Source organism: Caldisphaera lagunensis DSM 15908 (genome assembly GCF_000317795.1).
Classification (GTDB): Archaea; Thermoproteota; Thermoprotei_A; order Sulfolobales; family Acidilobaceae; genus Caldisphaera; species Caldisphaera lagunensis.
In genome coordinates, this window is sequence record NC_019791.1 from 722,091 (window position 1) to 735,636 (window position 13,546).

General features: G+C 29.0%; 16 protein-coding genes. 7 read left to right on the forward strand and 9 right to left on the reverse strand.

Features of this window, described 5'->3' with window-relative positions; translation table 11 throughout:
• Positions 1-7 precede the first annotated feature (7 nt).
• Genes CALAG_RS03570 through CALAG_RS03580 form a run of 3 tightly spaced genes read right to left on the reverse strand, consistent with a single transcriptional unit; the run spans position 8 to position 2,999 of the window.
• Positions 8-622 (reverse strand): uracil-DNA glycosylase, encoded by a 615-nt coding sequence (locus CALAG_RS03570; RefSeq protein ID WP_157463182.1) that lies wholly within the window; start codon positions 620-622, stop codon positions 8-10.
• Positions 623-630: 8 nt separating this feature from the next.
• Positions 631-1,023, reverse strand: coding sequence for a cupin domain-containing protein (locus CALAG_RS03575; RefSeq protein ID WP_015232376.1), 393 nt, complete (start codon positions 1,021-1,023; stop codon positions 631-633).
• A 56-nt stretch (positions 1,024-1,079) separates the two neighbouring features.
• Positions 1,080-2,999: a serine protease gene (locus tag CALAG_RS03580; protein ID WP_015232377.1), complete on the reverse strand. Its 1,920-nt coding sequence runs from the start codon at positions 2,997-2,999 to the stop codon at positions 1,080-1,082.
• 60 nt (positions 3,000-3,059) lie between these two features.
• On the opposite strand from CALAG_RS03580, the gene CALAG_RS03585 reads away from it, so the two are divergent.
• Positions 3,060-3,575 carry a hypothetical protein gene (locus tag CALAG_RS03585; protein ID WP_015232378.1) on the forward strand — a complete coding sequence of 172 codons (516 nt, stop codon included), beginning with the start codon at positions 3,060-3,062 and terminating at the stop codon, positions 3,573-3,575.
• Between the two features lie 113 nt (positions 3,576-3,688).
• Positions 3,689-4,060: a transcriptional regulator gene (locus CALAG_RS03590; protein ID WP_048816720.1), complete on the forward strand. Its 372-nt coding sequence runs from the start codon at positions 3,689-3,691 to the stop codon at positions 4,058-4,060.
• Here CALAG_RS03590 and CALAG_RS03595 read toward each other — a convergent pair.
• Together CALAG_RS03595 and CALAG_RS03600 are read right to left on the reverse strand one after the other, a co-directional pair.
• Positions 4,057-5,088, reverse strand: a complete 1,032-nt coding sequence (locus CALAG_RS03595; RefSeq protein ID WP_015232380.1) for a type II glyceraldehyde-3-phosphate dehydrogenase — start codon at positions 5,086-5,088, stop codon at positions 4,057-4,059. The genes CALAG_RS03590 and CALAG_RS03595 overlap by 4 nt on opposite strands.
• A complete protein-coding gene (locus tag CALAG_RS03600; RefSeq protein WP_216475987.1) occupies positions 5,085-6,323 on the reverse strand; it encodes a phosphoglycerate kinase in 1,239 nt (412 codons plus the stop codon). The genes CALAG_RS03595 and CALAG_RS03600 overlap by 4 nt, the downstream gene beginning before the upstream one ends.
• A 107-nt stretch (positions 6,324-6,430) precedes the next feature.
• Here CALAG_RS03600 and CALAG_RS03605 point away from each other — a divergent pair, with 107 nt between their 5' ends.
• Positions 6,431-7,084 carry an MBL fold metallo-hydrolase gene (locus tag CALAG_RS03605; RefSeq protein ID WP_015232382.1) on the forward strand — a complete coding sequence of 218 codons (654 nt, stop codon included), beginning with the start codon at positions 6,431-6,433 and terminating at the stop codon, positions 7,082-7,084.
• Positions 7,085-7,111: 27 nt separating this feature from the next.
• Here CALAG_RS03605 and CALAG_RS03610 read toward each other — a convergent pair whose 3' ends face one another.
• The 4 genes from CALAG_RS03610 to CALAG_RS03625 all read right to left on the reverse strand — a co-directional run bounded on the left by CALAG_RS03610 (position 7,112) and on the right by CALAG_RS03625 (position 10,729).
• Positions 7,112-7,708, reverse strand: coding sequence for a KH domain-containing protein (locus CALAG_RS03610; protein WP_015232383.1), 597 nt, complete (start codon positions 7,706-7,708; stop codon positions 7,112-7,114).
• Positions 7,684-8,466 carry a serine protein kinase RIO gene (locus CALAG_RS03615; RefSeq protein ID WP_015232384.1) on the reverse strand — a complete coding sequence of 261 codons (783 nt, stop codon included), beginning with the start codon at positions 8,464-8,466 and terminating at the stop codon, positions 7,684-7,686. The genes CALAG_RS03610 and CALAG_RS03615 overlap by 25 nt, the downstream gene beginning before the upstream one ends.
• The gene (locus tag CALAG_RS03620; protein WP_015232385.1) at positions 8,463-8,804 is read right to left on the reverse strand and encodes a translation initiation factor aIF-1A; all 342 of its coding nucleotides are present in this window, start codon (positions 8,802-8,804) and stop codon (positions 8,463-8,465) included. The genes CALAG_RS03615 and CALAG_RS03620 overlap by 4 nt, the downstream gene beginning before the upstream one ends.
• A 728-nt stretch (positions 8,805-9,532) precedes the next feature.
• The gene (locus CALAG_RS03625; RefSeq protein ID WP_015232386.1) at positions 9,533-10,729 is read right to left on the reverse strand and encodes an NRAMP family divalent metal transporter; all 1,197 of its coding nucleotides are present in this window, start codon (positions 10,727-10,729) and stop codon (positions 9,533-9,535) included.
• A gap of 183 nt (positions 10,730-10,912) precedes the next feature.
• Here CALAG_RS03625 and tmk point away from each other — a divergent pair, with 183 nt between their 5' ends.
• The 4 genes from tmk to CALAG_RS03645 all read left to right on the forward strand — a co-directional run bounded on the left by tmk (position 10,913) and on the right by CALAG_RS03645 (position 13,363).
• Positions 10,913-11,563: a dTMP kinase gene (gene tmk / locus CALAG_RS03630; RefSeq protein WP_048816721.1), complete on the forward strand. Its 651-nt coding sequence runs from the start codon at positions 10,913-10,915 to the stop codon at positions 11,561-11,563.
• A 72-nt stretch (positions 11,564-11,635) separates the two neighbouring features.
• Positions 11,636-11,935 carry a transcriptional regulator gene (locus CALAG_RS03635; protein ID WP_015232388.1) on the forward strand — a complete coding sequence of 100 codons (300 nt, stop codon included), beginning with the start codon at positions 11,636-11,638 and terminating at the stop codon, positions 11,933-11,935.
• Between the two features lie 253 nt (positions 11,936-12,188).
• On the forward strand, positions 12,189-12,914 hold the full coding sequence (locus CALAG_RS03640) for a hypothetical protein (protein WP_015232389.1): 726 nt from the start codon (positions 12,189-12,191) through the stop codon (positions 12,912-12,914).
• Complete coding sequence (locus tag CALAG_RS03645; RefSeq protein WP_015232390.1) at positions 12,911-13,363, forward strand: hypothetical protein; 453 nt, start codon at positions 12,911-12,913, stop codon at positions 13,361-13,363. The genes CALAG_RS03640 and CALAG_RS03645 overlap by 4 nt, the downstream gene beginning before the upstream one ends.
• The last annotated feature ends 183 nt before the right edge of the window (positions 13,364-13,546 follow it).

A 13,546-nucleotide genomic window follows, 5' to 3' on the forward strand; every position in this document is an offset into this window, starting at 1 on the left:
GTATTTGTTACATAAAATCTATTAAGTTTTTATGTTTATTCCCTATAATTTTACTTGCTGTTTTTATATCATCTCTTAATAATTCTTTTAGTTCTGGCTTATAGAGAGCAGCTGCTGGATGATATGTTGAAAGAATCTTAATTTTTGTACCATTAAACATAACTTCTCTAATTTTTTTCCTTTCCTTTTCTAACCCTTCCCACTCATAATTAAATATTATTGAAATTGCCTCTCCAGCCGTCCTTCCTAAAGTTAAAATTAATTCAGGTTTAACAATATTTATTTCCTCAATAAGATAGGGTAAACATGAACTAACTTCTTCCTTATTAGGGGTTCTATTATTAGGAGGTCTACATTTAACTACGTTAGTAATGTATACCTCATCTCTTTTTATATTATTCTCATTTAATAATGAATCTAAGAGTTTTCCTGCAAGACCAACGAATGGTATTCCTTCAAGGTCTTCATTTCTACCAGGAGCTTCTCCTATTAGCATAATTTTTGTATTGATATTTCCATTTCCCAACACAACATTTGTTCTACTTAAATGTAAAGGACATTTTTTGCATGATTTTATTAGTTCATTTAAATTACTAATTTTGATTCTTTTATCATCTTGCATTATTATCACTAATATTCTACAGGCTTGTCTACTTCATTAGCTGTAGGCTTTGACGGTATTATACATATAAATCTAAGTTCTGAATCAGCCCAATATTCATGCTCTGCATTTGGAGGAATAAATAAAAAGTTCCCTTCCTCAACATTGTATATTTTTGAGCCGATCCTAACCCTACCTTTCCCTTCTACAATAAATATTTCATGTTCCCATGGATGAAAATGCGAATTTATATGACCTCCTGGTTCCATCCTAAACAATCTCATGAAGAAATTATTTGCACCATCATCATCTGTTAATAACCATCTTATATATGATTTTTGAGCTTGATCCTCTGGCAATTTTTCTTCTTCTATTTCATAAAATTTTTTGATTACTGGCTTTATGTTGTTCAAAATTTTCACCATTTTTTAATATTACTAAAAGAATAAAAGTCTTAACAAATATTTTAATTATAAAATTAATAATATATTTTTTTATAAATTCTTGTTATATAAGTCATAGCAATGAGAAAACCTATGGCTAATCCTAAAATTAAATATATTGCGTAAAAACCATAGTTTATTGTATTATTTGAAGCATTTATTAATATTAAATTAGAAGAATTGCCTTGATTTAGTGAAATTTCTCCTAGATACCAAATTAATGAATCTATAACAGCTGTTTCCATTATATTTAACGCACTTGCAGGACTTGAATTAATGATTTGATTTGCATATCTCATATAAGAGCTATCAATTGAGCTTTGTAATCCTCTTGATGCCAGTTCTGAAGATATAAGGCTAAATTCATTTTGCAATTCATTTGCATATTTGATTGTTATTAAGGAATAATTTGTTCCTGTTATTATAAATATAATGTTTAAAGAGTTTTGTAACGCGTCTTCATAAACTCCAATCGCTGCAGTATAGTATCCTTTGCTCAAAAGATTATTTGCATCAGATATAAGATAATTCAGATTGTTTTCTATAGCACTTAATAGTTGTGCATCTGCAATATCACCTATTGAAGTATATTGACTTATATAATAATCAATCAAGGAATCTGCATAATTGATTGCTGTACTTGTATAAGATGAAGCAGAATTTGCTGTTGATATTATAAGTTCTGGAGTAATAAATGGTGGTGTGCTATTTGATAAAACTGCAGCATCTGCCCATGAAATAGCACTTTCTATTCTTGCCTCAGAATAAGCTAAATTTTGAGCTATGGTTATTAAAGAAGTATTTATTATGGTAGATGATACACTTTTCATATACTCAGCGTTGTAAATTGCATCAGCTATTCTACTAAATGCTGTTGCCATAAGTTCTTGTGAATATAGTGTGTTTAACCCGGAAATACTAATAAGCTTTGATTCAAGGGTATTAGCCTGGTTTATTATATTCTGCGATACATTATTTATAAAGCTTGAAATGTAATTACCTGATTTTAAAGAAATTTTATACAGCCATATAGTATAATTTACTGTTAAAGCATTGTAATAAGCTGTAAAGGCATAGCTTGCAGATGCATACGGATCTACATTTACAAGGTCTTGAGCTAATTTAAGGTTAGTTTCGGTATAGTTTATTATTTGTACCAAATTTAAAATCAATATTGTCTGATTGCTAATTGTATTTATTGTAGAATTTATTTGCTTTAATATAATTTCTGATTGATTTATGAATTCCTTAGATGCATTTTTCATAGCCAGCTCAAATTCAACATCTTTAGTAATATTTATGCTTATATTATATGGAGCAGTTTTAAATATTGCATTAGAAGCCATTAATATGCCTGATACAGGAATAAACTTTTCACAATAAGATACTCCTCCAGATATTAAATTTCCCATAGGAAAGGCTAAAGTCAAATTATGTGAAGTTGCTGCTGAGCATTTATATGATAGCCCTCCAATAGGTCCAGATAAACCTGAAGGACTTACTGCTCCTGTTATTGCATAATTATGAAGTATTGAAGTATTTAATCCGGTTGCTAAGCCATAGGTTGCAAGCATTACTCCAAAACTTCCACTAGGTCCTGAAACTGATCCAGAAGTATTTATGAAAACCTTTAGATTATAATCTTTATAATCAAGTCCTGCATAAAGCATTGCTACCATATATGCCATTTGCATGCTATACAAAGTAGAACTTTGTACTTGGCCATTGTTATCTACTGTGACTTGGCCATTACCTGGATATGATAAAGTAATTGTTGTATTTATAACTAGTCCACTATTATTACCTTCAACTGCCGGTAAGTAAAGCCAAGTTGATCTTGACCATTGTGATTGTTGAAAACTGGTTATTTGCTGTGCATATATTGGAGAAATTGTAAATAGTATTACAAAACTAATAATTAATGAAGATATAATCATCAAATTTTTCCTTTTCAATTTTAACCCCCTCCGAACACTATATATTTGGAGAGAGTTTTAACTTTGTGGTGAGAGGATTTGGGTGGTAGGAAGCAAAATAAGCTTAAGGAGGAACAAGTGGATCAAAAGGCATCTACTACAAAAGATATAAAGGTAGTTGCAACTCAAGTGATAACAAAGGATAGAGTAATTCAAAATCCAAAGCTTTTGTCTTTGCTTTATCTAATTTCCCAATTGGGAATGGTTCATGAAAGGACACTACAAATTGTTGTTGCTGAACTTAAAAATAAGGGAGTTGATCTCGGTTATCAATTCAGCCAACTTGGTAACGATCCTTACAGTGCAGCTCTTAAAAATGATATAGTTGCATTGTTATACACAGGCCTTGCTGAAGCTGAGCCTAGATACAGAAAAATAAGAGTAACAGGAGATGGAAAAGAGGTTTTAGAAAAGGCAGATTCAATAAAACCATTCCAAGATTCTTTAAACAAGATTTTAAATGAAATAAAAAACAAGGCTTCAATGGTTGATGCTGAAATAGATTTTGAAATCAGAAAAGTAAATAAACTTTCAGCCAAAAAAATAAGAAAATAATTTATTTTTGTTTATTTTTAAATATTTGAGGTTTTTAAGGATATAAACTTAGTATGTAATCTTAACCTCTTATTACATTTTAATTAATTATAAAAAGAATGGTGCAACGTTTAATGACAAAATATGTACATCTTCTTGGAAAAGAATCAAGACAAAAAATAATAGAAATATTGGCAGATGAAAGAGGAGTAAGAGAACTTGCTAACGAACTTGATATAACTCCAGCTGCAGTTAGCAAATATTTATCTGGTTTAACTCATCCATCAGATTTAGTTATTGAAAGAGCTATAAAAATAGCTAATGAAGATGAAATAAGGAAGATAGCAAAAATAGTTGAGGAAGAGTTTATTGAAGGTTTAACAAGCTTTGTTGAATGGAGTGTTGATAAAGGTGTTTTAGATACTAGGTTTTATAGAAGATTAAATGATATAACGGCAAAAGTTGGTTTAGTAACCTTAAGTCAAAGAGATTTGAATGCTTCTTAATAAAGTATCTTGTTTATACCAAGCTTCTTATCGGTCTTATTAATTGATTCCATTTTTGAAGACAGCTCTAATGAAGCTCTAATTGCATCTATGTTTTCTGGTACAACTATTGATTCTTGGTGAACAGCCTGGAAGAACTGAACTTCGTTATCATCAACAGTTATTGAATCTTTAAATACTACTAGCTCGTTAATATCACCTCTTTCCTTACTTAGTCTTGCGGAATCTATAATTTGGGATGTACTTTGTATTCCAGAGATTGCGCTATCTACTAGAATTATTCTTGGAGAGTTCATTAATGCCTCTAATATATCATTTTTTTCAACCTTATTAGAAAATCTTATGGTAACATGATGTACATGCATTAATGTAGTAGGTACTACAACAGCAGCAGTTGAAATGTTTATCCAAGGAATGACTGTTTTAACATCTAATGCATGATGACTTGGCAATCCAACAGGATTTAAAACAATTGAATTTATTGGTCCTTTTTTTATTTCCTGTGGATCTGCTCCCCTTCTTATTAATACTGCATTTACTTTTTCTATCTTTGATAAATTACTTAAAGCACATATGCTTCTTAATAAACCTGTTGTATTACAAGATACAACTCTAATGCTCTTCTTACCATAAGCCTCATCATAATTGCATAATGCATTAAATGATATATCCGCTATATTAGCTTCTTCACCTCCTTGAAATATAGAATTAATACCGTATTTATTGTATAACTTTTTGTAGTTTTCTCCAACACCATCAGGGGTTGCGTCAACTATTATATCTGATTCTTTTATTAGATCTTCTATTGTTCCATATACCTCTATACCTTTTTTCTTAAATTCATTAGCGTCTTCTTTATCTATGGTATAGATATTCATTCCCATCCTTTTGGCAAATAAAGCATTGTAATCAGGCTTTATCTTAACAATGCCTGAAACCACCATGTCATCTTGTTTGTTTATCGCTATGGCAACCCTTTTGCCTATTGTGCCAAATCCATTTATTGCAACTTTAACTTTGCTTTTCATTGTTTCAACCCTTTAAAAAATTTTTCATATGATAATGCTAGAGCTTCTATTCCCGGCATAGGCTCTCCTGATAAGAAATAAACGACTGCTCCTCCTCCTGTGCTTATATAACCTATCCTTTTTCTTAGCATAGGTGGCAAATCATTTAGTATTGAAATGAAATGGCCTCCACCAAATATAACATACGCATTGCTATTAAGAGATTCGGTTGCTAATTTTATTGTACCATTTCTAAACCTTTCATCTTCTATTACTCCAGCTGGGCCCCTTAATATAATAGTCTTAGAATTCTTCAATAATTCATTATAATAATCTATAGTTTGTGGTCCAATATCTTTAGGAGAGCCCTTTATTTCTTTTGAGGAAACTACTTCTACATTACCATCAACATCTGATACAAAATCTTCAGGTAAGAAAATATTATCATATTTTAAAAGCTCTTTTGCTTCAGGAATTAAGCTAGCAAATTTTTCTTCTATTATTTTTTCAGCTTTGCCTATATTATAACCTTTGGCTTTTAATAATAAAAGAGCAACAAGACCCCCGGTTAATATGTTATCTATTTTTTTGGTTTTTATTAAATGATTCATTATTTTTATTGCATCTTTTAGTTTTGCTCCGCCTATAAACAAAGTAGACGGTCTTTCCCCATTAATTGCCTTACTTAATCCTTTGATCTCATCTTCCATAACTCTTCCTGCAACTGCTGGCATAACCAAGGGGAATCCGGCAATACTGGCTTGACTTCTATGAGCGCTGGCAAACGCGTCTCCTACATAATAATTAAACAGATGAGAGAGTTTTTTAACGAAATTTGTGTTCATAAGTTGTTCAAAAGGCATCTCAATGTTTTCTTCTGATAAAAATCTAGTATTTTCTAAAACAAGAACTTCTCCAACCTCTAATGTTGCAATCCTTTTTCTAGCTTCTGGACCTATAATATCTCCAACAAATTCTACATTAAATCCTAATAGCTTTGATAGGATTTCAGTATGGCTTTTTAATGAAATAAAATCGCTCTCACCAGGTCTTCCTTGATGGCTCATTATAACTACTTTTGATCCCAGTTCTACTAATTCTTTAATAGTTTTTATATGGGATCTAATTCTGCTCGTATCCATAATAACATTATCTTTTATAGGCGAATTCATGTCTACTCTTAGCAATACTTTTTTATTTGTGAGATCAACATCTTCTATAGTTGCTATGTTTCTCTCATTATAAGAAATAACCACTCCACTCACCCATATTAACCCTGTGAAATATTAAAAAACTGAAATATAAAACTTTTTCCATATAATATATATTTTGGAGCATAATTTTAAAATAAATAGGGATTTAATTGAATATACAATGGTGTGGAAATTCGTATTTTGTCATAAGGCATAATGATATAGAGATAGCTATAGACCCTCACGATGGTTATAGTCTTAATTTAAAGCCTTGTAAAATAAACGCTGATTATATAATAGTAACTCATAATCATTTTGATCATAATGCGGTAGAAATGGCTTATGGGGATAAAACGAAAGAAGTTATTAGAAACTATTTAGGAAAAAAGAAAGTTAATGGTATTAGTTTTAATTTCTTTGAAGCATTCCATGATAATGCTAATGGTAAACTTTATGGGAAAGTTATAATATTTAGATTAGATATTGAAAACATCAATTTAGGATATTTATCAGATATAGGAGAGAAGTATAATAATTCAATAAAGGAAAAATTATATCCAACAGATGTTTTAATGATTCCAATAGGAGGTGTAACTACAATAAATTATGATGAAGCAATAGAATATATTGATAATTTGAAGCCTAAAATTGTTATTCCAATGCATTATTGGATTAAAGGGTCTGCAATACCTTATGATTCTATTAATAATTTTTTAAATAATGTTAAATATAAGGTTGTTGAAATTAATGAAAATAACATTGAAATAAGAAATGAGGACTTACCAAAAGAAACAGAAATATTTGTACTAAATTATAATTATTAAAAATTATTAACTATTAAAAATACTTATTTATAATCTTTTTTCCCATAAATTTGTTAAATCATGTCTTTTTATTTCTCTCATCATCGATTCTAGCCTTTTATATACTGTGCTATGCATTCTTCCATCTATTAAAAGTTCAATTCCGTATTGTGCAATGGTTGCCCTATCATAATCCCCTATAACACCTATAAGATTATTTCCTATATGGATGGAAGTACCAGTTATTTCTTCTATTGTTCTTTTGGCTCTACCATCTTCTCCTATAATTCTTCCCATAACTCTTTTTATATGATTATTAGAATCTCCCACTTTAGATTTTATATCTATTACGATTAAAACATTTTCCTCATCGAGTAGCTTTAATGCTTCTTCTTTAACAAATCCTATCGATAATGCTTGTATTATATCTTTTGCTTTCATCATGTCTGCAGGCGATGTGTTGTTATCTAACGGTTCAATAGTTATTAATGAGCTATTATTATCAATTTCTACCTTTACTTTTAATCTCTCTTCTATGTAATTTTTTATTTCATTGAAATGCTTTAGGAAGATTTCTTTGTTTTCTGATGGTATCTGGGAATAGATTTTAACCCATTTTTCTATTCTTCCTTCTCTTCCAGACATTTTAAAATCCCCTTTTCGTATTCTTCATATTCTTCGATTTCTATTAGTTTTGAAAAAAAGGAATATACGTTTTTCAAGTCTCTTTTAAGATATGACATAGCATTTGGGTGGTTTATATCAACGGATTGCGATACATCTATTATATATGGTTTTGATTTCCAATACATGATATTATATTCACTTAAATCGGCATGAACTATTTTGGCATTACAAACCATTTTCATTATATTTTCTTTAGTGTCATGATAAATTTTTTCAATTTCTTCATCTTCTAATTCTTTATAAATTTCATTAATTAATGGCGCTCTATAACCATTTTCGCCTATAAATTCCATGACCAAAACATTACCTGATAATCCCAAAGGTTGAGGCACATTTATTCCATTTTTCTTCAATTTATCTAGATTGGTATATTCTTTTTTTGCCCATAAATAGATTAATGATCTAAACTTGTTAGGTATTGATTGGAATCTTGGATCGCCTGATATGTATTCCTTTATGCTTTTCCTAAACTCTGCAGCCGATGTTAAAAATATTTTTATTGCTATTTCCTCATTATTATAACTCTTTCCCCAATAAAGCTTAGATTCTTTTCCTGAGCTAAAAGACCCTTTTATTTCTTTTATAATTCTTTTGTTTATTAGCTTGTCTATATGATAATTTGTAAAAGAATCTAAAACCTCATCAACCGTTTTTACAATATCTTCATCTTTTATTCTTTTCTCAACTTTTCCTTTTTCATCAAAATATCTTTTCAACCACTTTCCTCTCCCAAGAGATCCTTAGAAAGAAGTCCTTTTTGAATCAATTCTCTTACTTCATTTTGTTGATATTTATGGACAACCTCTCCTTTCATATCTGAAGTTCCCCATGGAAGGAACAATATAGTATCCCCTTCATGTAACCAAATTCTTCTTCTCATTTTCCCGGGTATCCATGCTTTGTATTTGTTTCCGTCTGTACAAACGACTTCTAAAAATCCTGCTCCTATCACTTTTTGGACTACACAAATCATGGTGCCTTCTTCATCATTCGGTAAAGGCATTTCCCCTTTAGAGTTATTGCTATTCTTTTGCTTAACCAAATTTATTTTCATCTCCCTATATATTTAGTATGAAATAGGTTATTTTAATTTTATGTAGTATATGATAACAAAACCTTTTTTCATCCTCCTCACAAAAGACCCCCGTGAGGGCGGAGGTAGTTATAATGTAGCAGAATAAATGCCATTATAGAGATATTTTTATTATATATGATTCGAATTTTAAACCAAGATATAAAAATCACGCCATGGTTTTAAGTAATTGAATAATTTATGTATTCAAAGGATAATCTTCCTATATTTACTTCATTTATGATATCACTTAGAAACCCATTCCGTTAGGAGAGCGAATCATAAAATGATAATTAGCAATAAAATTAAATCCTGGGTAATGTTTCCCATGAAATGTTGTTTTCCTGAAAGTATAGATAGAAGGCTGAACTAGCTTATGCCTTAATGAAAGGTATGAGTTGGATATACAAACACCCTAAAGAGGAAATGAAGGTATACCATGAAGGATATTAGAAAATCCAATCCCCGAAATGGTGAAGTAGTTTACAAAACATTACAAAATGATTTTTCGTTAGAATTAAAGCCTAGAATATTGGAAAAATCTACTAAAATCAAAATCTAGAAAAATATGTTTAAAGGATAAAAACTATTAATTTGGCAAAAGATATTCATTGGAAATGAATGGTTTATATTCTATTATTAATGCATAATTAAATATAATTAAGAATAGGGTTCAGCTTACGAATTAATTCATTTAATATTAATAATGATTATAGCAAAGATATAAATCCGATAAACCCTCCTATAACAACCATTGCTGAAAGCACCCAATAAACTTTTAGTCTAACACCTTTTATTGGCTTTCCTTTCATAATTTTTTCATCAGAAATTAATCTACCTAAATAATATAAAGGAGGCGCTACTATTATTGTATAAATTACCATTAATTCTAACATTAAATATATTAAATTTTTAGATATTAATACAATCAATATAGCAGGTAATGACTCTAAAGAGTAAATAATAATGTACCATTTATGTTTATTTATATTTAAAGCTTCTAAGGCCCCCCATGCAGAAGCCATGGATATAACAACTAATGCCAAAAAACCAGATGCTATGAAACCAATCCCTAATAAATACAATAGATTTGTATTAAAGCTAGTCAAAATTTTTTCAAATGTATAAGGATTTATGATACCATCTGAATTGATATTTGGATCAATTTTTGCAAGATTATAGCCAACAATAACTGTTATAACCATTAAGATCTCAGATACAAGTGCTCCAATAAATGTTTCCAATCTTTCGTATTTTAGATTTTCTGTTTTTATTTTTTTTCTTGAGTCTGCTCCAGAATGGAAAAATAGCATCCAAGGCATAATAACAGCTCCAATACTTGCAGCTAATAAGAAATTGTAATTTTTGTTATTATAAGGTTGTATTGGATTTAATCCATAAAATAATAATTCTTTTGAATTAATAGGGAACATTGTTGCAATCCAAATAGTTGCTACGACTAAAATAAAGCTTATTGGTATTAGAAACATTTCAGCATGTCTATACCTTTTGCTAGTTGCAACGGCTATATGAAATATAAATATAATTATTAGTCCAATTATTAATGGAATTCCCAATAATTGAAGGCCGATCCCTATACCTGCATATTCTACAACATATTCCAAAAAATCAGTTATTGTCATTGGTATTGATGCAATTATTGCTTGTTTTTTCCCAAATTTTTTTCTAATAGCCTCTCCTAATCCCATGCCAGATATTGTTCCTAATGTTCCTGCTGCATCCTGTATAAAGAATAGAGGAATTGTTAGTATTAACATTATAAATATCATTCTGTATCCCCAAGCAATACCGGACTGCAGACCTTCTATTATCGATGCTACATCTACATCAGCTATCATTACTATCCATGCAGGTCCAAATGTTTTTAATAGTTCTTTGTATTCCATTCTTATCCTCTCATGTATAATTCACAATTTTAAAGTATTTTTAGGCAAGCCTAAACTTTAAGGGAATTTAGATCTCCCTAAATTCTGTATATGTAGTTATACCTTTTATATCTTTTATAAAAACACTGATAATCATAAAAAGAATTTAATAGGAGAACTATTATTTTATGCCCGGTGCAAATATTGGAAAAAGGTTTGCTAATAGCATTTGAAGGTATTGATGGTAGTGGATTAACTACACATTCAAAATTATTAAACGAGAAGTTAAACAAATTAGGATATAAATCGATTTATACAAAGGAACCTACTAACAATGAGATTGGTATATTAATACAAAAAATTATTTTAGATAAAAATAAGAAATTGGATAACAATATAATTGCTCTATTATTTGCAGCGGATAGGCTTTATCATTTGATGTATGGTGATGGTGCAAATGAAGGAATTTTAAGCTATATCAGTAAAAATTATATTGTAATATCAGATAGGTATAAATATTCTAATATGGCGTATCAAGGAGATGATATTAATTGGATAAGTCAATTAAACAAGTTTGCAATTGAGGCAGATATAATAATATACTTAGATGTTCCGTTAGATGTGGCATTAAAAAGGATATCTATGAGGTCTTCGGTATCTATATTTGAAAATAAGATATTTTTAGAAAAAGTAAAGAACAGGTATAACGACATTTTAAGGTTGGCTAATAAGAATGGAGTAAAAGTAGTAGTTATTAATGAGATAGCTGATAATAATAGGGAGAAAAGCATAGATGAGGTAAGTGAAGAAATTTTAAAAAATATAATTAATATTTTAAGAAATTTTAAAAAATAATTATAAATAAAATTTTTAAGGAATAGTAAAGCTTATATTTATCTTAACGCGTTAAATTTTCGGGGATAAAGATTGAATAAAGATAAGGCAACTGGAGCATTATTAATGGTCATATCTGTTGTCGTTATATTAGCATATTTAATAATATTGTGGTATCCACCAATAGCAGCCAAGGCTGCATTAACATTACTCAAACTAACTGGCAGTATTGCGGTATTAGCTATATTCGCTATAATAGGATGGATAGGCTATACATTGGTAACAACCCCTCCGCCAAAGCCAATTGAAGAAATAGAGAAAGAGCTTGAAAAAGAATTAAAGGAAATAGAGAAGGAAACTAAAGAGGAAAGTCAAAAACAAGCCAATCCTTAAAAAAGATTATAAAAATAAATATTTCTATTGATAAGTTGAAAAATTTTGATTAAATATTTTTAAAGTAATTTGGAATTTGGTATTAATATTTATTAAATTATGAAAAATTTATCTATTGATGACAACTTTTATAATTTGGCATCATGAATTAAAATTAGAGGTAGTATGCATAAAGTCTATAGGATTAGTTATTAACTAAATTTAATACGGTTAGGGTGAGGTGTAGGCTAAAACGAACAAAATTCAAACTATATTGATCGTTGTTGTAATAGCCATAGTTATTATAGGAGGTTTTTTAGCATTTAATAAGAGCAACAAAAATGTTACACCAACATCAACAAGCTCTATAACAACATCAACAACAAGTAGTAATTTAATAAGCGTTACACCTTTATTACCATATATTAATAGTCCTCTAGTTCCAACATATGGAAATCCTTCATCAAAATATTATTTATTTATAATTTATGATCCAGAATGTCCTTATTGTGCAATAGAATTTAATAATACATTACCATATTTATATTATCTAGCAAAAAATAATTATACAATGCTTGTTTTTGTAGGAATGCCCATTCATCAATATTCATTAGAAATGATTGCTATGTTGGATTTAATTTATCAAAAATATGGTTTTACTCAATTTTACAAAATATTAGACAAAGATTATGCAATATATTATTATAATATACTATTATATGAAAACAATAAAACTTCTCAATTGCAAGTTCCAACTCCATATACAATCTATATGTTACTTAATCAAAGTAATTTATCAATAAATTACAATGATATAAATTCTACAATGAAAGATGCTTATAATATTGCTGACTTGGCATATACTCAAGGTATAGATGCAACCCCTATGCTAATTATTTATAATACAAATACAGGTAATACTATTAATCAATTTATAGGTTTATATTCACCAATAGAAATAGAAAGTTATTTAAATAAAACCCTAGGGGTCAGGCAGTGAAAGTAATAAAGCTAACCTATCCATTTGATGAAATATTTTTAATAAAAATAGATGATGTATCTATTGATAAAAAGCTGTTAGCGAATTTAACTAAAAAATTTCAGCCCTATACATTAATTTTTTCCACTCCTCATGATATAGAACCATGCGTTATAGCATTAGTTTATACATATGTATTAGAGGATATTAAATATGATAGTAAGATTTCAAATATTTCGTTAAAAGCATTACTTTATTTAACTAAATCTAAACAAATATCTGATGCTATTGAGAGTTCGCGGAATTTTAATGGTCTTGCAATCGTATCCATTAATAAACAGGGTATAATTGATGCATTAAAAGAAATAGGTTATGAGATTGATAATATTGAAGAGGAAACATATAATTGTAAAAATTTGGATGGATTAACTGATATAACTGCATATAGATTAAATGAGCTTAATTTGTAAATTATGAGAATTTTTATTTTTCATTTTTTATAATTAATTTGGTATTTAATTGAAAATTCTAATTAGAATTAGTTTAAATACAATTTAGTGGATTGGATTAGATAAACATAAATAATAAAAAGTAATATAATAATAAGTGCCTGTGATTAGAAGCTGGCCGCTTCTGATAAATAATGAGGAGGG

What these genes read in the sequence shown, in the direction of transcription:
- CALAG_RS03570 (WP_157463182.1), bottom strand. Translation starts at nt 622, where the DNA reads ATGCAAGATGATAAAAGAATCAAAATTAGTAATTTAAATGAACTAATA.
- CALAG_RS03590 (WP_048816720.1), top strand. Translation starts at nt 3,689, where the DNA reads ATGACAAAATATGTACATCTTCTTGGAAAAGAATCAAGACAAAAAATA.
- CALAG_RS03595 (WP_015232380.1), bottom strand. Translation starts at nt 5,088, where the DNA reads ATGAAAAGCAAAGTTAAAGTTGCAATAAATGGATTTGGCACAATAGGC.
- CALAG_RS03610 (WP_015232383.1), bottom strand. Translation starts at nt 7,708, where the DNA reads ATGTCTGGAAGAGAAGGAAGAATAGAAAAATGGGTTAAAATCTATTCC.
- CALAG_RS03620 (WP_015232385.1), bottom strand. Translation starts at nt 8,804, where the DNA reads ATGAAAATAAATTTGGTTAAGCAAAAGAATAGCAATAACTCTAAAGGG.
- CALAG_RS03625 (WP_015232386.1), bottom strand. Translation starts at nt 10,729, where the DNA reads ATGGAATACAAAGAACTATTAAAAACATTTGGACCTGCATGGATAGTA.